We start from the raw sequence: 18,817 nt of genomic DNA on the forward strand, positions 1-18,817 counted from the left end.
TTACGGGCTGGATTGGCGCCGGATCAGGACGGGCTTGATCGCAATGGCAGCGGAGCCAGTCTGCTTGCCATCAAGCACATCGAGGATCAGCGAGGCTGTGCGTTTGCCGATCTCGTCTGGGAACGGGTTGATCGTGGTCAGAGACGGAACGCAAATCCCGGCAATTTCGTAGTTGCCGAAGCCTGCCACAGCGATCTGGCCGGGGACGCTGACCCCGCGCCGCTGACATTCCGTAAGGGCGCCGAACGCCGACAGGTCGGACACGCAGATGACGGCCTGTGTATCCGGCATGGTGTCGAGGAGGCGGCCCATGGCGTCGGCTCCTTCCTTCATCGAAATCGGCGGTGTGCCCGCAGCAATCAACCGACCAGCATCCAGGCCATGGGCGCGCATAGCCGAGATGAAACCCGCGCGGCGGTCCGTGCCACGGGTGTCGCGGTCGGCGTCGCCGCCGATGAAGGCGATCCGCGTGATGGCCAGCGAAACGAAGTGATCCACCATTGCATGGACCGCGGCAGCGTTGGAGAAGCCGACGACGTGACCGACAGGTGCAACCGGCAGGTCCCAGGTTTCGACGACCGGAATGCCTGAGTTCTCAAGCAGGCGGCGGGTGCGCGGGGTATGGTGGCCACCGGTCACGACAATCGCTTCAGGACGGCGGCGCAGCAGTTGCTCGACCAGCCGCTCTTCCTCCCTGACATCGTAGTCCGTGTAGCCGAGCAGGATCTGCAGTCCTCGCTCTTTCAGTCCCTCTGACAGGCCGCGGACCGTATCGGCGAAGTTGGCGTTGTTGATCGAGGGAATGGTCACGGCCACGAAATCCGTGCGCTGTGAACGCAGGTTCGAGGCCGTGCTGTCGAAGACATAGCCGAGGGCATCGGCGGCTTCGAGGATCGCGCTGCGGGTTGCGTCGCTGACGGACGCATCCCGCTTGAAGGCGCGGCTCACCGTCATGGGCGAGACGCCCGCAACGCGCGCGACGTCGGCCATGGTGGGGGCTTTACGAGAGGTGCTCATACCCCATTGTTATCGATATCCAGGGGAAGAATCCAGTCTCGCGCAGACGCACTCAAGACGCGCCGTACTCGTGCGCGGTCGTCACATGGTGATGGATCTTGCCCGTAAAGAACCGTGACAGGACAGCTTCGGTCGCGGCGCGTGCTTCGGTTCTTGCGGGGCTAGCAAGGGCGGCCTCCACGCTGGCGAGATCGGGGTAGTTGATCGCCAGGATCATCGGGTATTCTGGTGCACCGTCATCCCGGCTTTCGGCAAAGGTGACGCGGACGGAGAGCGCGCCGGGAAAGGCCTGCCACTTCGGCAGGATTTCGGCGAGGACGGCCGCGCGGAAAGCCTCGGACTGGCCATCGCGGATCTGGCCTTCGAAAAGGGCATAACGGGTAATCATGGGGCAAGCTCCTTGTTGGGTCCCTTGAAGAATTCCATCAATGCGGCCTGGTCCTCGCCGCCGAGGCCTGCGGCCGTCAGCATGCGGTGGACCTCGGCGCAAATCGCTGTCAGCGGCATCGAGGTGTTGGTCAGCCGCGCCAGGTCCTGAGCGGCATTGAGATCCTTGACCATGTTGTCGATGCGTCCCGTGCGCCGGTAGTCGCGGGCCGCAAAGCGCGGCATGTACTCCTGCAGCAGCGCGCTGTCAGCGCGGCCGCCCTTGAGGGCCATCGGGATCTTGTCCACATCAACGCCCGCGGCTTCCGCCAATGCAGTCGCTTCGGCCACTGCGAGAAAACCAAGGCCGCAGAGCACCTGATTGATCATCTTGGTCGTCTGGCCTGCGCCTGGGCCGCCCATGCGGGTCTGGTTGCCGGCAAGATCCGACAGGATGGCCTGGGCGTCCTCAACGTCGGCTGCCGCACCGCCTTGCATCAGGGTCAACTGGCCAATGGCGGCCTTCGGGATACCACCGGAGAGCGGACTGTCCACCCAGCGCAGCCCGCGCACAGCGCACTCCGCCGAGAGTGCCTTTGTCGTTTCCGGGTCGATCGAGGACATGTCGATGATCAGCGTGCCCGGTCTGGCGCCCTCGGCAACGCCCTGCGGCCCGAGCACGGCGGCGCGGACGATGGCTGCCGAATTGAGCGAGAGGATCGCAGCCTTTGCCTCGCTCGCAGCGTAAGCCGCAGACGAGGCGGCCGAAGCTCCCCTGGCAACGAGGGCGGCCATCTTTTCCGGATCGCGATCGTAAACGATGAGATCTGTCCCGGTCGAAACGAGGCGGGCTCCGATAGCGCCGCCCATGGCGCCGGCCCCGATCAGGGCGATCTTGTCACTCATGGCCTTACGTCTCCGAGGTTGGACAGGATTTTCGCGACAACCGCGTCCATCGGTTGATCGATCGAGATTTCGATGGCCTCGTCCGGGCCGGGACGTTCCAGCGTCGCGAACTGGCTGTCGAGCAATGACAAAGGCATGTAGTGACCACTGCGTGATGCCATGCGGGCCGCGATGAGGTCACGGTCGCCGGCCAGATGGATGAAGGTCACGGGGCCGCCGGCTGCAGAGCGGATCCGGTCGCGGTAGGCGCGCCTGAGCGCCGAGCAGCCGATGATCAGTGGCGCTTCCCGGTTCAGCACTCCTGCTATCCGGTCGAGCCAGGGCCAGCGGTCGTCATCGTTTAGCGGTATGCCGGCCCGCATCTTCCCGACGGCATCGGCACTGTGAAGATCGTCGCCGTCCCGATAGGGAATGCGGAGTTGTTCGGACAGGGCCGCGCCAACCGTGGACTTGCCGCAGCCTGCCACGCCCATGATGACCAGACGCATGCTCATAGCGATGCCGTGATGCCGCCGTCGACATAGAGGATATGTCCGTTGACGAAGCTGGAGGCGTCAGAGGCGAGGAAGATGCAAGCGCCCTGAAGCTCCTCGACCTTGCCCCAGCGGCCGGCAGGCGTGCGTTTTTCCAGCCAGGCCGAGAAGGCCGGGTCGGCAACGAGAGCGGCATTCAGCGGGGTGTCGAAGTAGCCCGGTGCGATCGCGTTGCAGTTCAGACCGTATTTGGCCCAGTCGGTGGCCATGCCCTTTGTCAGGTTGCCGACGGCACCCTTTGTGGCGGTGTACGGGGCAATCGAGGGGCGGGCGAGGGCGGTCTGTACGCTCGCAATGTTGATGATCTTGCCGCGACCCCGGCCGATCATGTGGCGGGCAACGGCCTGACCGACATGAAAGACGCTGGCGATGTTGGTCTGCAGCAGCCTTTCGAACGCGTCTGCAGGGAAATCTTCCAGTGGCGCGCGATGCTGCATGCCGGCGTTGTTGACCAGGATATCAATTGCCTTGCCGGACGCCTCATAGGCATCGACCGCGGCGCGGACGGCTGACGAATCGGTCGCGTCGAATACGAGCTGCTCGGCGCCCTCGATCCGGAGGGTTGCGCCTTTCAGTTTTTCCTCGTTCCGACCGTTCAGGACAATCTCGGCACCGGCGGCCTTGAGGCCTTCGGCCAGGGCAAAGCCGATTCCTTGCGAGGATCCCGTGATCAGGGCGCGCTTGCCCCTCAGGTCGAACAGGTTCAGTGCCACGGTGTGCTCCCTTCAGTTTCGCTCTCGACAAGCGCAAGATGATTTGTATATGTTATCGATAACAAATGAATGTCAAGCGCCGTTGAGGAGGCATCATGACCAAGCCCGACATCCTGCAGATTGGACCCTATCCCGAATGGGACCAGGTGCCGCTGGAGCAGAACTTCCACATGCACCGCTACTTCGAAGCGGCTGACAAGGCTGCGTTTCTGGCAGAGGTCGGCCCAGGGATTCGCGGCATCGCCACGCGCGGTGAGCTGGGCGCCAACGCAGCAATCATCGAGGCATGCCCCAGGCTCGAAGTCATTTCTGTTTACGGGGTCGGCTTCGATGCGGTTGATCTTGCCGCCTGCCGGGCACGGGGGATCCGGGTGACAAATACACCCGACGTCCTGACCAACGACGTCGCCGATCTGGGTGTCGCGATGATGCTGGTCCAGTCGCGCGGAATGATTGGCGCGGAAACCTGGGTCAAGGACGGGTCCTGGGGAGCCAAGGGGCTGTATCCGCTCAAGCGGCGGGTCTGGGGGCGCAGGGCAGGGGTGCTCGGTCTGGGGCGGATCGGCTTCGAGGTGGCCAAGCGCCTTGCCGGCTTCGACATGGAGATCGCCTATAGCGATGTTGCGGCGAAAGAGTATGCGCCTGATTGGGAGTTCATTGCCGATCCTGTGGCGCTGGCTGCACGCTCCGACTTCTTGTTCGTGACGCTCGCGGCATCGGCTGCGACCCGTCATATCGTCGGTCAGACGGTGATTGAGGCGCTTGGGCCGGAGGGCATGTTGATCAACATCAGCCGCGCCTCGAACATCGACGAGGACGCTCTGCTCAACGCGCTGGAGACCGGCAAGCTCGGCTCGGCAGCCCTCGATGTCTTCGAAGGCGAGCCCAATCTCAATCCGCGTTTTCTGTCGCTGTCGAACGTGCTCCTCCAGCCGCATCATGCCAGCGGGACCATCGAGACCCGCAAGGCCATGGGCAAACTCGTCCGCGACAATCTCACCGCGCATTTCGCCGGTGAAGCCCTCCTCACTCCGGTGCTCTGATGAAAGCCATCGTCATCCACGCAGCCCGTGACCTGCGCATCGAAGATCGTCCCGTGGAGGAGCCTCAGGCAGGCCAGCTCCGGCTCAGCCTTGCGACGGGGGGGATCTGCGGATCGGACCTGCATTACTACAATCACGGCGGCTTCGGCGCCGTCCGCTTGCGTGAACCGATGATCCTCGGTCATGAAGTCTCGGCCAGGGTCGAGGCGATTGGCGCTGGCGTGTCGGGGTTCGAACTCGGGCAGCTCGTCGCTGTTTCGCCGTCTCGCCCCTGTGGTCATTGCCGCTATTGCGGGGAGGGGCTGCAGAACCAGTGTCTCAACATGCGCTTCTATGGCAGCGCTATGCCGTTCCCCCATATCCAGGGGGCGTTCCGCGAAAGCCTGGTGGCGGAAGCCTATCAATGCGTCGACGCGACCGGTCTTTCCGCCGGCGAAGCAGCAATGGCGGAGCCGCTGGCCGTTACGCTGCATGCCACGACGCGGGCGGGAAGCCTGTTCGGAAAGCGTGTTCTTGTCACCGGCTGCGGACCGATCGGCGTGCTGTCCATTCTCTCGGCGCGCCGGGCAGGTGCGGCCGAGATCGTTGCAACGGATCTTTCCGATTTCACGCTGGCGCTTGCGGCAAAGGTGGGTGCGGATCGCGTGATCAACACGGCCAAGGAGCCGGATGCCTTAGCGGTCTATGCCGGCGACAAGGGCACCTTCGATGTGCTCTATGAGTGCACGGGTGTCGCTGCGGCCCTGGCGGGCGCCATTCCAGCCCTCAGACCGCGCGGCGTCATCCTGCAGCTTGGCCTTGGCGGCGACATGACACTGCCGATGATGGCGATCACGGCGAAGGAGCTCGAATTGCGTGGCTCCTTCCGCTTCCATCAGGAATTTGCCATTGGTGTGGAGCTGATGCGCAAAGGCTTGATCGACGTGAAGCCGCTGATCACGCATACCGTTTCGCTGGCCGAGGCGGAAAAGGGCTTTCTGCTTGCCTCGGACCGCAGTCAGGCGATGAAAGCGCAGATTGCGTTTTCCGCATGAGTGCCGGCGCGGATCCGGGAGGAGTTTCTGCCATGTCGTTTTTTGAAGTCATCGATCCGCTGTTCGCCACCTACGTTCTTGGCAATGCGCCGGTGAAGCGGCTTGCGACCGGGTTCGACTGGACCGAGGGGCCGGTCTGGTTCGGCGATGCCGGTTGCCTGTTGTTTTCCGACATTCCCAACAACCGGATCGTTCGATGGAGCGAGGACGGTGTCACCACTTACCGCCAGCCGTCGAACTACGCCAACGGCCATACCCGGGATCGTCAGGGGCGGCTCGTCACGTGCGAGCATGGCACGCGCCGCGTCACGCGCACCGAATGGGACGGCTCCGTTACGGTCATTGCGGACAACTATCAGGGCAAGCGGTTGAACAGCCCGAACGACGTCATCGTCGCGCCCGACGGCGCGATCTGGTTCACCGATCCGCACTACGGCATCATGACGAATTACGAGGGCTCGAAAGCGGAGCAGGAATTGCCCTGTTCGGTCTATCGCGTGTCTGCGGATGGTGCGATCGAGGCTGTCATCACCGACATGCAGGGGCCGAACGGCCTCGCCTTCAGCCCGGATGGAAGCCGTCTCTATGTCGCCGATACGGGGCGCATGTTCACATCCGACCCGCGCCATATCCGGGTTTTCGACATGGTCGGAGGCCGGCCAACAAATGGCCGGATCTTCCACGTGATCACACCCGGTTGTGCCGATGGCATGCGGGTCGACAGTGATGGTAACGTCTGGTCGTCAGCCGCTGACGGGGTGCATTGCATCTCGCCCGACGGGCACTTGATGGGCAAGATCCTGGTGCCGGAGCTGGTCTCCAATCTCTGCTTCGGCGGCCAGGCGAAACACCGACTGTTCATCACCGCAACAACCAGCGTCTATTCCGTGGTGCTCAACCGTCGCGGCATCCAGGCGCCCTGAGGCATCCAGAAGGGGTCAGACCGTCTCGCCCGGCACCAGCCGTGTCGGAACGATGGTGACGGTCTGGACCGGTTCTCCCTTCAGCTTGGCAACAAGTGCTTCGGCGGCCGCCTTGCCAATGCTGGTGGTTGGCACGACGGTCGTCGTGAGGCGCTTTTGCAAGATGGAGGCTGCCTCCATACCGCCCCAGCCGGCGATGCCGATCTCTTCCGGTACGCTGAGGCCACGGGACTGGCAAAAGGCAAGGCCGCCGATTGCCATCTCGTCATTGTGAAAATAGACGGCGTCGACGTCGTTGTTGCGGCTGAGCATCGTTTCGAGGCCATAGTAGCCGGCATAAAATCCAGGCGTGTCTTGCAGCAATTCGGCGTCGACCAATGGATGGCCGGCCCTGACAAAGGCATCCCTGAATCCTTCGAAACGGGCCTGGCCCATCACGTCAGAGCGGGCAAGAGCACCCACATAGCCGGCCTTGCGGTGTCCGCGCGCAAGCAGATGACGGGCCATTTCGGTGCCGCAATCGGCATGGGAGAAGCCGACGGCCATGTCGATCGGGCTGGTCGTCAGGTCCCAGATCTCCACCACCGGAATGGACGCGCTGCGCAGGAGTTCGATCGTGCCGGCGGTATGGTGGCGGCCCGACAGGATGAGCCCCGCCGGGCGCCAGCTCACGACCTGCCTGATCCAGGCCTCTTCTGCATCAATCGAATGATCACTGGCCCCGATGATCAACTGGAATCCGAGGCGGCCCAGCGCCCGGTCGACGCCGTCGAGCACGTGACCAAACAAGCCTGACGTCAGCCGTGGCACGCACATGCCAACCAGGGTCTCAGCCTGATCGGATCCGAAGGCAGCTGCAAGGCGATTGGGTACATAGCCAAGCTGTTCGGCGATCTCGATGACTTTTTGCCGTGTCTGGTCCGAGAAGCCGGAGCCATCGCGCAGCACACGGCTCACGGTCATTTTCGACACGCCTGCTGCGCGGGCAATGTCTTCGAGCCTGGCTTTCATCGGGGCATTTCCGCGACCGCGACGCTGCGGCTGGATGGGTGCATGTTATCGATAACTTTCTTCTTGACTTGGAATAGCACGCGGGTACGTTAAATACGTTACCGGTAAATCAGACGCAAGATCTGCTCTCCGGACAGGGAGGAGAAGCATCATGCAACCGTCCGCAGACGGCCTGCTGTTTGATCGCATCGTGAAGTCCTTCGGGGGTACCCAGGCCCTCAGAGGTGTTTCACTCAAGGTCGAACGTGGAGAAATCGTCGCGCTTCTCGGTGAGAACGGCGCGGGCAAGTCAACGCTCATCAAGGTCCTCGGTGGCATCCATCGCCCTGATGGCGGGTGCGTCTTTATCGACGGACAACCCTACGCGCATGAAGCCGGCAAGGCGGGCGGGCAAAAGGTCGCCTTCATCCATCAGGACCTGGGTCTGATCGAATGGATGAGCGTGGCCGAAAACATTGCCCTGTCCCTCGGCTATGTGAAAAAAGGGCGGCGCATCGACTGGGCGGCAACCGAAGCTGCTGCAGACCGGGCGCTGGCGCTCGTCGACGCGGATTTCACGGCGACCGCCCGTGTGTCCAGTCTGACCCGCACGCAAAAATCATTTGTTGCCATCGCCCGGGCGCTTGCAGCTGATTGCGATTATCTGGTGCTCGATGAGCCAACCGCGAGCTTGCCGGCCGACGAAGTCGAACGGCTGTTCACAGCGCTTCGCCCACTGAAAGCCCGCGGCGTCGGCATGATCTATGTCAGCCACCGCTTGGACGAGATCTTCCGCATCGCTGATCGGGTCGCGGTGCTGCGCGATGGTCAGATGGTCGGACTGCGCGCGACAGAGCACACAACGCCGGAAGAGCTGGTCGGGCTCATCGTCGGTCGGAAGGCGCGCGAGATTGCCCGGCCGGCCATCCTCGAAGGGCCATCAATCCTGAAGGTCGAGGGTCTTGCAACAGGCGCGGTCGGTCCTGTGAGTTTCGAGATCCGGCGCGGCGAGCTTCTGGGGCTTGCAGGGCTTCGTGGCGCGGGTCACGAGGATGTCGGCCGGGCGCTCTTTGGTCTGATCCCCCATGCCGGCAAGATCACGCTCGGCGGCGCAGCCCCGGACCTTCGCGATGCGGGCGCTGCCATGCGCTCGGGAATTGGTCTGGTCGCGCGCGACCGTGTTGCCGAGAGTGTCGCGCCGGGCCTGTCCATTCGCGAAAATGCATTCCTCAATCCGTCGGCCACCGGGCGGCATTTGCTGAGCCTTCTGTCTCCGACTGTGGAGGGCAGGGTGGCTCGCGAGCTTGGGCGCCGTGTCGGGCTCTCGCCCAATGATCCTGCGCTGGCCATCGAGGCGCTCTCGGGGGGCAATCAGCAGAAGGTTGTTGTGGGACGCTGGCTTGATTCCGGCCGCCGCCTGCTGATCGCAGAGGACCCGACTGCCGGCGTTGATGTCGGGGCCAAGGCCGAGATCTATCACCTGCTGTACCAGGCGCTCGCAAGCGGCATGGGCGTCCTCGTGGTCTCGACCGACTTCGAGGAGACCGCCAACATCTGCCATCGCGCGATCGTCTTCAGCCGCGGCCAGTCTGTCGCCGAGCTGAGCGGTGTCGAACTTTCAACTGAATCCCTGATCCAGGCCGCATCGGCCGGTGAAGCCGCCTGAGGACTGCCATGCCCGGTATCCAATCCAACGCACTCGAACCCACCAAGGACGAACTGAGGGGACTGCCGCCCTTGCGCAAGCTGCTGCGCCTGGCACCAAGCTATGGTCTCGTCATCCTGATGTTCGGGTTGATCCTGCTGTTCTCGGTCCTGCTGCCGGCCACATTCCCGACCATGCTCAACCTGCGGGCCATCCTGTCCGACAAGGCGATCATTGCGCTCCTGTCGCTGGCCGCGATGATCCCGATGGTTGCCGGCCGGATCGATCTGACGGTCGGCTATGGCATCGTGCTCTGGCATATCCTGGCGATCAGCCTGCAGACGATCTACGGACTTCCCTGGCCTGTTGCCGTCGCGATCGTCCTGGTGCTTGGCGTGTTGATCGGTGCTCTCAACGGCTTGCTTGTCGAGGTCGCCCGCATCGACAGTTTCATTGCGACGCTGGGAACCGGAACGATCCTTTATGCCATCGCGCTCTGGCATACGGGCGGTCGCCAGATGGTCGGTGCCCTGCCTGATGCCTTCTATGCCATCAACGGTACATTCGTCTTCGGCCTTCCGATCACGGCGATCTATGTGCTGTTCGTCACCGTCGTGCTCTGGATCGTGCTCGAATACACGCCGATTGGCCGATATCTCTACGCCATTGGCGCCAACCAGCGCGCGGCCGAGCTCAATGGCATTCCCACGCGCAAGTTCGTCATCGGGGCCTTCGTCACATCCGGACTGATGACCGCGCTCGCCGGCGTGCTGCTGGCCTCGAAGCTGCGGATCGGCCAGGCCTCGGTCGGTCTGGAGTTCCTGCTGCCTGCACTCGTTGGCGCGTTCCTTGGCTCCACCACAATCAAGCCCGGACGGGTCAACGTCTGGGGCACCATCGTCGGCGTGATGATCCTCGCCGTCGGCATTTCCGGCATCCAGCAATTCGGTGGCAGCTTCTGGGTCGAGCCCCTGTTCAACGGCACGACCTTGCTGATCGCCATCGGGATCGCCGGTTACGCGCAACGCAAGAAGGGCGCGACATCCAAATAGTTCTTTCAGCGACATCGGGAGGAAACCATGCTGAAGAAAGCTCTAGCCGTATCGATCCTGGCGTTGACGGCCGCCATGCCTGCCCATGCGGATGCAGTCTCGGACGCGATGGCCGAGGTGCAGAAATACGCCGGCGCAAAGGCGACCTGGGATGGTCCCACAACCGGACCAGGTGCGGCGGCGGCCAAGAAGATCGTTGTCCTGGCAGCTGACATGAAGAATGGCGGCATTCTGGGTGTCACCAATGGCATCCAGGAAGCCGCAGCGAAGATCGGTTGGGAGGTGACCGTTCTCGATGGTGCGGGCTCCGTCCAAAGCCGCGCCGGCGCATTTGGCCAGGCGCTTGCACTGAAGCCGGATGGCATCATCATCAACGGCTTCGATGCCGTCGAGCAGCAGGCTGCCCTCAAGCAGGCTTGCGACGCCGGCATCCCGATGGTCAGCTGGCATGCCGGCCCGGTCATTGGACCTGATCCGGCCAATTGCCTGTTCGCCAATGTTTCGACCGATGCCATGGAAGTCTCTGCAGCGGCCGCCAAATGGGCTTTCGCCGATGCAGGCGGCAAGCCGGGGGTCGTGATCTTCACGGACTCGACCTATGCGATTGCCATCGCCAAGGCCGACAAGATCAAGGAAACGATCGAAAAGCTCGGCGGCACCGTGCTTGAATATGTCGACACGCCGATCGCAGACACGTCCAGCCGCATGCCGACGCTGACGACCTCTCTGCTGCAGAAATATGGCGCGAACTGGACGCACGCCCTGGCGATCAACGACATCTATTTCGACTTCATGGGCCCAAGTCTCGCGGCGGCCGGCGTTGCCGGCGACGGTGCACCAAAGGCAGTTGCTGCAGGTGACGGGTCGGAATCCGCTTACCAGCGCATCCGGTCCAGCCAGTATCAGGCCGTTACGGTCGCCGAGCCTCTCAATCTTCAGGGTTGGCAGCTGATCGATGAGCTGAACCGCGCCGTCAGCAAGGCAGAATGGTCAGGCTACACTTCGCCGCTGCATGTCGTGACCAAGGCGAACATCAGCTCCGATGGTGGCGACAAGAATGTCTTTGACCCGGGCAATGGCTACCGCGATCACTACGCGAAGATCTGGGGCAAGTAAGACCATCCGTTCGCGGCCGGCGCAGTCTTTGCCGTGCCGGCCGCGCTATCTTCATTCATGAACCAGGGAATGCGTCCATGAGCGGCTTCTTCGAGCCTTCCGCGCAGCTGAGCGACAACGGTGTGCTTGCCATGCTCCAGGCCGCCATCGAGAAAGCCTCCGCGATGGGGCAGCCACAATGCATCGTGATCGTTGACCAGAGCGGGGTCGTGCTCGGGTCCTTCCGGATGAAGGGGGCACGCTTTCTGTCTCTCAAGAGCGCGCTGGCCAAGGCCCGAACTGCGGCATCCATCAACGCGCCCTCGACGGCCATTCCCGAACAGGCGCGCCTGCTCATCGCCGGTGCCACCCAGGGCGCGGTGACAGGCCTCAAAGGCGGGCTGCCGATCCGGATAGGCGACGTCCTTCTTGGCGGCATCGGGGTCGGGTCCGGCAGTGGCGACCAGGATGAAGAGGTGGCCCGGGCGGCCTTGGAGGCCATTGGTGCGATCTGACCCGCCGCTGTAAGTGTCCTGCTGAAGCCGGCGTTCTGGTCAATCGCGTAGATGGCCGGATGCAGCCATGTTTCGACGGGGTATCAGCGGGTGCTGGCGGGGTCCAGCTGCGTGCTGGCGACGTCACTGTGTTCCTGTTCAGCGAAGAGATGCATGTGGGCATCACCCCATTGCTTGAGGGCGAGCAGGGCCGGGGCGAGGGACTGGCCGCGGTCGGAGAGGGCATAGTCGACCCTGGGGGGCACCTGGGCGAAGACCGTGCGGATGACGAGACCGTCGGCCTCCAGCTCGCGCAACTGCGTCGTCAGCATGCGCTGGGTGACCTTGGCGAGCTTGCGCCGGATTTCATTGAAGCGCATCGGGCCGTCCAGCAGGTGAAACAGGATCACTCCCTTCCACTTGCCATCGATCAGGCTGAGCGCTGCTTCGACGGAACATCCCGGCGCACAGTCGTAGCTGAGGTGGCGCTGACGGGTCATCACGGTATCCTTTTCGACACTATGTGCTCAAATTGTGCGTTCTTGCAGCTTTAGATTATACAGCACACATTGGCTCGTATCAAACCAAGGAGGTTTTCATGCGTGCCGTTGCCTATCAATCCCCGCAACCCATCAGTTCTGCCAGCGCGCTGGTTGACGTCGACCTGCCAGTTCCCGTCGCCACGGGCCAGGATCTTCTCGTCGAAGTCCGGGCCGTCTCGGTCAATCCCGTCGATACCAAGATCCGCAAGTCGGTGGCTCCGGCCGAGGGCGAGTGGAAAGTGCTGGGCTGGGACGCTGCCGGCGTGGTGGTGGCCACTGGACCGGACGTCGCCGCCTTCAAGCCGGGGGACGAGGTCTATTATGCCGGCGCGATCCATCGCCCTGGCACCAATGCCCAATTTCATCTCGTGGACGAGCGCATTGTCGGGCGCAAGCCGAAGAGCCTCGACTTCAAGGCAGCGGCTGCCTTGCCGCTGACGGCGATCACCGCCTGGGAGATGCTCTTCGACCGGCTTGACGTTGCCAAGCCGGTGCCTGGGGCTGCGCGTGCCATTGTCATCATCGGCGGCGCCGGCGGCGTCGGGTCCATCGCCATCCAGCTGGCCCGGGCGCTGACGGACCTGACCGTCATTGCGACGGCCTCACGGCCGGAAACCCAGGCCTGGGTGCGGGAGCTTGGCGCCCATCACGTCATCGATCACCGGTCGCCGATTGCGCCGCAGGTGGCAGAGCTCGGCCTCGGCGCGCCCTCCTATGTGTTCTCGACCACCAACACCGACGACCATATGGCCGACAGCATCGACCTCCTGGCCCCGCAGGGCCGCTTCGGTCTGATCGATGACCCGAAGGAGCTGAACGCGCTGCCCCTGAAGCGCAAGTCGCTGTCGCTGCACTGGGAGCTGATGTTCACGAGGTCGCTGTTCGAGACGGCAGACTTGGCCCGGCAGCACGAGCTTCTGACCCGGGTGGCAGAACTGGTCGATGCCGGCCAGCTCCGCACGACACTGGCGGAAGACTACGGCACGATCAGCGCCGCCACCCTCAAGCGCGCCCATGCCCTGATCGAGAGCGGCAAGGCCAAGGGCAAGATCGTCCTGAGCGGATTCTGACCAAGCCCCTGGTCAGGCCCGCCGAGAAATCGGCGGGCCTGTGATTGCCACGATCCGGTCTTGCGGTCTTGATTGCCCAGTCCCTAAACGGATCCGGGGCTGTATCTGAGGCGGGAAGTCAGGTATTCGCAGACGGCAGGTCGCCAGCGGCCTGTTGCGGCCTGTGGAGGCTGGCTACGTGGCTGGCGGGCCGGGTTCAGGGGGCGACGGGTTCATGGCAGGAGAACGAGGCGGGCGGGCAGGTGGACGCGGATTTCAGCGGGCCATGATGCGCGGCCAGGGAGTTGGCGGGCATCTAGCGGCCAGCTTCAGCAGTCTGCACCGGCTGCCGCAGCTGATCGGCTCGCTGTGGCGGGCAGGGCCTTCGCTGGCCGTCGCGATCATTGCCTTGCGGCTGCTCCGGGCGCTGCAGCCGCCGGCCGTGCTCTATGTCGGCAAGCTGATTGTCGACGAAATCCTGTTGCGGGGCACAACAAGCGGCGCCTTCGTGCCATCTGACCTGCTCCGGGCAGATGGGCTTGGTCCGCTGTATGGGCTGATCCTCACGGAATTTGCGCTGGTGGCCGGAGCGGCGCTCCTGTCCCGGCTGGACGGGCTGATGGAGCAGATCCTGGGCGAGCGCCACTCCAACCGGCTCGGCGCGGAGCTGATCCTGCACGCGAATGCACTTGATCTGGCGCAGCTGGAAACCGGCGAGATCCAGGACCGCCTGCAGCGGGCCCGCTCGCAGACCCTGATGGGCAACAGCCTGCTCGGACAGATGCTCAACCAGGTGCAGGATGCGGTGACGCTGCTGGCCCTCATCGGTGGCATTGCGGTCTATGCGCCGGTGCTGATCCTGTTGCTGGCCTTTGCCCTTCTGCCGTCGCTGCTCGGGGAGGCCTATTTCAACTCCTTGCGCTATGGCATCGACAAGGCCGCAACCACCCGGCGACGGGAAATGGAATATGTCCGCTTCGTTGGCGCAAATGCGCGCACAGCTAAGGAAGTGAAGCTGTTCGGCCTCGGTGCCTATCTGGCGCAGCGGTTTTCCGATCTTGCCGGTGCAATGCACCGGGACAACGTCGCTCTGGCGACGCGGCGGGCGCTGTGGGGTGCGGTCTTTGGCGCGCTCAGCGCACTGTCCTATTATGCCGCCTACGGCTACATCGCCTGGCAGACCGTTCAGGGCACGATTACCCTCGGCGACCTGACCTTCCTCGCCGGGGCGCTGATGCGGCTCAACAGCCTGTTCGAGCGGCTCATGCTTGGTCTGACCCAGATCGCCGACCGGGCGCTCTATCTGGAGGATCTCTACTCCTTCCTCGAGCTTGCGCCGACGCTGACCAGTCCGGCTCAGCCGCAGAAGTTTCCCGACAGGCTCCGCTCGGGTGTGGTCTTCGAGGGCGTCGGTTTCCGGTATCCGGGCAAGGACGACTGGGTCCTGCGTGATCTGAGCTTCGAGATCCGGGCCGGTGAAACGGTGGCGCTGGTCGGGGAGAACGGCGCGGGCAAGACAACGATCGTGAAGCTCCTGTCCCGGCTCTATGATCCGACCGAGGGGCGGATCCTGATCGACGGCGTGGATGCCCGTGCCTATGCCATCGAGGACCTGCGCAACCGCGTCGGTGTCATCTTCCAGGACTTCGTGAAATACAATTTTGCCGCCGTGACCAACATCGGCGTCGGCCGGATCGATGCGGCCGAGGATCGCCAGCGCATCGAGGCCGCAGCCGATGCCAGCCTTGCCAGCGATGTGATCGCCCGGTTGCCGGGCGGCTATGATCAGGTCCTGGGGGACATGTTCAACGCCGGCATGGAGCTGTCCGGCGGTGAATGGCAGCGCATCGCCATCGCACGCGCCTACTTTCGCGACGCGGACCTGCTGATCCTGGACGAGCCAACGGCTGCGCTGGACGCCCGGGCCGAGGCGGCGGTCTTTGATCGTTTCCGCGACCTCAGCCGCGACCGGACGGCGGTGTTCATCTCGCACCGCTTCGGCACGGTGCGGCTGGCGGACCGGATCATCGTACTGGAACGGGGCAGGGTCCGCGAAAGCGGATCCCACGCCGAACTCCTCGCCGCTAATGGCCAGTACGCCAGCCTTTTCCGGCTGCAGGCCGAGGCGTTTCAGTGATGGGCAGCGCGGCAGTCCCCATGGCCACGGATCAGGGAATGGGCTCGGCAGCGCCCGTAAAGCATACGCCGATCTGGTCGGCGGTGCGCCAGACGACCTTGACCGGGCGCCGGATCCGGTCGGTGTCGATGTAGAGCAGGAACTCCTCCGGCACCTGGTGCGTGTTCGGAACCCTCAGAAGAGCACCTCCCTCGGACGTGTTCCGCACCATGCAGTCATAAACCTGCGTTCCATTGTGGATGACAATGCGGCCAGCCTTCAGCGTTCGCATGCGCGGTGCGCGGCGGCGTTCTTCCATTTGGACCTCCTGAAGGCCGTCCAAGTCGCTGACGGGTTTCAACGGTGACAATACGTCAGGGTCCTGAATGAAGTCTTGCGCCGATCGCTGAAAGTCGGGCACATGCTTGGGAGTAAGGGTTGTGCGCGCAGCCTGGCGTGAGGGAGAGATGACAGCATGATCTATTTGCTCGCAGGACTAGTCCTGTTCTTCGGCTGCCATGCGGTGACCATGAACCGCGGCCTGCGCGGGAACCTGATCGATCGGCTGGGCGCAGGCGGCTACAAGGGGTTGTACAGCCTTGTGTCCCTGGTCGGGCTGGCCTTGATCATCTACGGCTACGGCGAGGCCCGTTTCGAGGGCGCACCGCAGCTCTACGAGCCGCCGGTGTGGCTGAAGCATCTGGCCTATCTTCTGCTGTTGCCCGTATTTGTCTTCCTGATCGCTGCCTATGTTCCAGGCCGGATCAAGACGGCCCTGAAGCATCCGATGCTGGTGGCCGTGAAGCTCTGGGCACTGTCACACCTGCTGGTGAACGGCGATCTTGCCTCGGTGCTGCTGTTTGGCAGCTTCCTTGTCTACGCCGTCGTCGACCGGATCTCGCTCAAGCGCCGGGTTGTCGATGGGGCAGGCGGCCCGCCGGCGGTGAACCTCGGAGCGGCTGGCGATATCGTCGTCATCGTGGGCGGACTTGCGCTTTACGGTCTCTTTGTCTGGAAGCTGCACCTGTGGCTGATTGGAGTCGCGCCCATGTGAGTGACGCCAATGTGCGTGATTCTGTCGGCGTGACCCTGTTTCTGCCTCACTTCAGCCATCAAGTCCTTGAAAACAGCGCAAGACAGGCGTTTGCCACGACGCGGGTGACACTGTAATGTGGCGCGCGCCGTGCGGGCTTTGTTTCGCGCCGCATACGCTCAGACAGTTTTCAGGAACCTGGCTCGCATGTCCGACATTTTCCGCGAAGTCGACGAGGATATCCGTCACGAAAAGTACCGTCGTCTTTGGGACAGGTTTGGTATCTATGTCATCGCTCTGGCCGTGCTGGTCGTGGTCGGCACCGGTGGATACCGCGGCTGGCTCTATTGGCAGGAGCAGCAGGCGCAGGCGGCTGGCGACACCTTCCTGAAGGCCGTGAGCCTTGCCAACGAAGGCAAGGCGGACGAGGCCGCGCCGCTGTTTGAAAGCCTGACGACGGCGACCGGCGGCTACCCGGTGCTGGCGCGGCTGCGTGCGGCCACCGATCTTGCGACGCAAGGCAAGGAAGCTGAAGCCATCGAGCGCTTTGACGCGCTGGCGAATGACACGTCGGTTGATCCGCTGATGCGGAACCTCGCCGCCGTCCGCGCCGGCTATCTTGCCATGGACAATTCCGATTATGCCGCGCTGGCCAGCCGGCTCGAGCCGATTGCAGCCGAAGGCAACGCCTGGCGCTTCGCGGCCCGCGAGATTCTCGCTTTCAGCGCGTGGAAGGCTGGCGACATGACCGCCGCCCAGGGCTGGGTCGACAAGATTGCCGGCGACACCGCCGCCCCGCGTGACATTGCTGGCCGTGTTGGCCTGCTTGATGATCTCATCCGTGCGGCCACGGGCAAGGCCCCGGCCGGCCAGGGAGTAAGCAACTGATGCTGCGCCAGCGTTCCTTGCGTCTTGCCGCCTTTACCAGCCTCACCGTCCTGATGGCGGCGCTGCAGGGCTGCAGCTCCGTGTCGGAATATACCGACGCGATCAACCCTTTCGCCGAGCGGGAGAAGGTCCTGCCCGGTGACCGGCAGCCGGTGTTTGCTGAAGCCGATCCGCTGGCATCTGCCTCTGGCAAGGCGGCCAGCATCGGCTCGGCAACCGGTGGTCAGAGCTGGCCCCAGGCTGGCGGCCCGGAAAGCAACGACCCGGGCAACGTTTCGGTATCGGTCAGCGGTCAGCGCGTCTGGCGCGCCTCTATCGGCAGCGCCGGCGGCGGCCTCACATCGTCGGGTCTGCGCGCTGCGGCCCGGCCGGTCTCGGATGGCAGCCGGCTGTTCGTCTACAAGCCGAGCGGTGAAGTGATCGCCTTCTCGACCGGCGGGGCGCGTGCGTGGACGCGGGACCTGCGTCCCGAGGGCGAGGACGATGTGGCTGCAGGTGGCGGCGTTGCCGTCGCCAATGGCCGCGTGTTTGCGGCCACCGGTTACCGCAAGTTTGCCGCGCTTGACGCAGGCTCCGGCCAGGTTCTGTGGTCGATCGATCTCAACACCCCGGCGCGTGGTGCACCCGGCGTGGGCGGCGGCTATGTTTTCGTCGTCACGCAGAGCAACGAAGTCTACGCCATCAAGCAGGACGACGGCACGGTCGCCTGGACCTATTCCGGCATCGAGGAATCCGCGGGTCTCCTGTCCGCATCCTCGCCGGCGGTTGTCGGCGGCACGGTTGTCGTGCCGTTCTCCTCTGGCGAGATTATGGCCATCGACATCAAGAAGGGTGAGCCGATCTGGGCCGAGGGCGTTGCCCGCGCCTTCCGCACCCTGACCCTGTCGACCATCGCCGATGTGTCGGCAAGCCCGGTGGTGGCGGGTGGCACGGTGTTTGCGACCGGTGTTGCCGGCCGCACCATCGCAGCCTCGCTCAAGACCGGTCAGGTCGAATGGGAACAGGACGTCGGCAGCGTGCACACGCCGGTGGTTTCAGGCTCCGCCGTGTTCATGGTGACGCTGGATGACCGCATGGTGGCAATGGACCGCAAGACCGGACAGGTGTTGTGGCGCGCCGAGCTGCCGCAGCTCGAAAACAAGAAAAAACGCCGAAACTGGGCTGGTCCCGTGCTTGCAAACGGCACTTTGGTCGCTTTCTCCAACGATGGACGCATTGCACTGGTTGACGCCACGTCCGGAAACGTGCAGAGCGTGAGAGATGTCCAGACCAATGTGTTCGTGACGCCGATCGTGGCCGGAGGCCGCGTGATTGTGCTTGAAGGCGACAGCGGTCTGGCGGCTTTCAACTAAAGACATGAAACGGCCCGGATCTGACG

General features: G+C 63.7%; 20 protein-coding genes. 12 read left to right on the forward strand and 8 right to left on the reverse strand.

All coding sequences use genetic code 11. From position 1 onward, the window contains the following. The 5 genes from OVA12_RS09875 to OVA12_RS09895 all read right to left on the reverse strand — a co-directional run bounded on the left by OVA12_RS09875 (window position 1) and on the right by OVA12_RS09895 (window position 3,535). Window positions 1-990 (reverse strand): LacI family DNA-binding transcriptional regulator, encoded by a 990-nt coding sequence (locus tag OVA12_RS09875; protein WP_442793832.1) that lies wholly within the window; start codon window positions 988-990, stop codon window positions 1-3. 79 nt (window positions 991-1,069) lie between these two features. Beyond that, the gene (locus OVA12_RS09880) at window positions 1,070-1,405 is read right to left on the reverse strand and encodes a hypothetical protein (protein ID WP_268136764.1); all 336 of its coding nucleotides are present in this window, start codon (window positions 1,403-1,405) and stop codon (window positions 1,070-1,072) included. Then, window positions 1,402-2,289, reverse strand: coding sequence for an NAD(P)-dependent oxidoreductase (locus OVA12_RS09885; RefSeq protein WP_268136766.1), 888 nt, complete (start codon window positions 2,287-2,289; stop codon window positions 1,402-1,404). Before OVA12_RS09885 ends, OVA12_RS09880 begins: the two co-directional genes overlap by 4 nt. Further along, window positions 2,286-2,783 carry a gluconokinase gene (locus OVA12_RS09890; protein ID WP_268136768.1) on the reverse strand — a complete coding sequence of 166 codons (498 nt, stop codon included), beginning with the start codon at window positions 2,781-2,783 and terminating at the stop codon, window positions 2,286-2,288. Before OVA12_RS09890 ends, OVA12_RS09885 begins: the two co-directional genes overlap by 4 nt. Beyond that, the gene (locus OVA12_RS09895) at window positions 2,780-3,535 is read right to left on the reverse strand and encodes an SDR family oxidoreductase (RefSeq protein ID WP_268136770.1); all 756 of its coding nucleotides are present in this window, start codon (window positions 3,533-3,535) and stop codon (window positions 2,780-2,782) included. The genes OVA12_RS09890 and OVA12_RS09895 overlap by 4 nt, the downstream gene beginning before the upstream one ends. Window positions 3,536-3,630: 95 nt before the next feature. On the opposite strand from OVA12_RS09895, the gene OVA12_RS09900 reads away from it, so the two are divergent. Genes OVA12_RS09900 through OVA12_RS09910 form a run of 3 tightly spaced genes read left to right on the forward strand, consistent with a single transcriptional unit; the run spans window position 3,631 to window position 6,535 of the window. Beyond that, window positions 3,631-4,578: a 2-hydroxyacid dehydrogenase gene (locus tag OVA12_RS09900; RefSeq protein WP_268136772.1), complete on the forward strand. Its 948-nt coding sequence runs from the start codon at window positions 3,631-3,633 to the stop codon at window positions 4,576-4,578. Then, the gene (locus OVA12_RS09905) at window positions 4,578-5,612 is read left to right on the forward strand and encodes an L-idonate 5-dehydrogenase (RefSeq protein WP_268136774.1); all 1,035 of its coding nucleotides are present in this window, start codon (window positions 4,578-4,580) and stop codon (window positions 5,610-5,612) included. Before OVA12_RS09900 ends, OVA12_RS09905 begins: the two co-directional genes overlap by 1 nt. Window positions 5,613-5,644: 32 nt before the next feature. Continuing rightward, a complete protein-coding gene (locus OVA12_RS09910; RefSeq protein WP_268136776.1) occupies window positions 5,645-6,535 on the forward strand; it encodes an SMP-30/gluconolactonase/LRE family protein in 891 nt (296 codons plus the stop codon). A 15-nt stretch (window positions 6,536-6,550) separates the two neighbouring features. On the opposite strand, the gene OVA12_RS09915 is transcribed toward OVA12_RS09910, so the two are convergent. Then, window positions 6,551-7,546: a LacI family DNA-binding transcriptional regulator gene (locus tag OVA12_RS09915; protein WP_268136778.1), complete on the reverse strand. Its 996-nt coding sequence runs from the start codon at window positions 7,544-7,546 to the stop codon at window positions 6,551-6,553. 151 nt (window positions 7,547-7,697) lie between these two features. On the opposite strand from OVA12_RS09915, the gene OVA12_RS09920 reads away from it, so the two are divergent. The 4 genes from OVA12_RS09920 (at window position 7,698) to OVA12_RS09935 (ending at window position 11,832) form a co-directional block, all read left to right on the forward strand. Beyond that, on the forward strand, window positions 7,698-9,191 hold the full coding sequence (locus OVA12_RS09920; RefSeq protein ID WP_268136780.1) for a sugar ABC transporter ATP-binding protein: 1,494 nt from the start codon (window positions 7,698-7,700) through the stop codon (window positions 9,189-9,191). Window positions 9,192-9,199: 8 nt separating this feature from the next. After that, on the forward strand, window positions 9,200-10,222 hold the full coding sequence (locus OVA12_RS09925) for an ABC transporter permease (protein ID WP_268136782.1): 1,023 nt from the start codon (window positions 9,200-9,202) through the stop codon (window positions 10,220-10,222). 27 nt (window positions 10,223-10,249) lie between these two features. Beyond that, window positions 10,250-11,338, forward strand: coding sequence for a substrate-binding domain-containing protein (locus tag OVA12_RS09930; protein ID WP_268136784.1), 1,089 nt, complete (start codon window positions 10,250-10,252; stop codon window positions 11,336-11,338). Between the two features lie 77 nt (window positions 11,339-11,415). Next, window positions 11,416-11,832 carry a GlcG/HbpS family heme-binding protein gene (locus OVA12_RS09935; protein WP_268136786.1) on the forward strand — a complete coding sequence of 139 codons (417 nt, stop codon included), beginning with the start codon at window positions 11,416-11,418 and terminating at the stop codon, window positions 11,830-11,832. An 83-nt stretch (window positions 11,833-11,915) separates the two neighbouring features. Here OVA12_RS09935 and OVA12_RS09940 read toward each other — a convergent pair whose 3' ends face one another. After that, the gene (locus OVA12_RS09940; RefSeq protein ID WP_268136788.1) at window positions 11,916-12,311 is read right to left on the reverse strand and encodes a winged helix-turn-helix transcriptional regulator; all 396 of its coding nucleotides are present in this window, start codon (window positions 12,309-12,311) and stop codon (window positions 11,916-11,918) included. Between the two features lie 98 nt (window positions 12,312-12,409). Here OVA12_RS09940 and OVA12_RS09945 point away from each other — a divergent pair, with 98 nt between their 5' ends. Further along, a complete protein-coding gene (locus OVA12_RS09945; protein WP_268136790.1) occupies window positions 12,410-13,423 on the forward strand; it encodes a zinc-binding alcohol dehydrogenase family protein in 1,014 nt (337 codons plus the stop codon). Window positions 13,424-13,688: 265 nt separating this feature from the next. Next, complete coding sequence (locus OVA12_RS09950; protein ID WP_268136792.1) at window positions 13,689-15,539, forward strand: ABC transporter ATP-binding protein; 1,851 nt, start codon at window positions 13,689-13,691, stop codon at window positions 15,537-15,539. A 31-nt stretch (window positions 15,540-15,570) separates the two neighbouring features. On the opposite strand, the gene OVA12_RS09955 is transcribed toward OVA12_RS09950, so the two are convergent. Next, window positions 15,571-15,837 carry a PilZ domain-containing protein gene (locus OVA12_RS09955; RefSeq protein WP_268136794.1) on the reverse strand — a complete coding sequence of 89 codons (267 nt, stop codon included), beginning with the start codon at window positions 15,835-15,837 and terminating at the stop codon, window positions 15,571-15,573. Window positions 15,838-15,993: 156 nt separating this feature from the next. Here OVA12_RS09955 and OVA12_RS09960 point away from each other — a divergent pair, with 156 nt between their 5' ends. The 3 genes from OVA12_RS09960 (at window position 15,994) to OVA12_RS09970 (ending at window position 18,791) form a co-directional block, all read left to right on the forward strand. Continuing rightward, entirely contained in the window at window positions 15,994-16,572 is a 579-nt protein-coding gene (locus OVA12_RS09960; protein WP_268136796.1) for an NnrU family protein, read from the forward strand. Window positions 16,573-16,758: 186 nt separating this feature from the next. Further along, window positions 16,759-17,439 (forward strand): tetratricopeptide repeat protein, encoded by a 681-nt coding sequence (locus tag OVA12_RS09965; protein ID WP_268136798.1) that lies wholly within the window; start codon window positions 16,759-16,761, stop codon window positions 17,437-17,439. Next, the gene (locus OVA12_RS09970) at window positions 17,439-18,791 is read left to right on the forward strand and encodes an outer membrane protein assembly factor BamB family protein (protein ID WP_268136800.1); all 1,353 of its coding nucleotides are present in this window, start codon (window positions 17,439-17,441) and stop codon (window positions 18,789-18,791) included. Before OVA12_RS09965 ends, OVA12_RS09970 begins: the two co-directional genes overlap by 1 nt. Window positions 18,792-18,817: the final 26 nt, after the last annotated feature.

Origin of the sequence: Pannonibacter sp. SL95 (assembly GCF_026672425.1) — a bacterium.
Taxonomy (GTDB): Bacteria; Pseudomonadota; Alphaproteobacteria; order Rhizobiales; family Stappiaceae; genus Pannonibacter.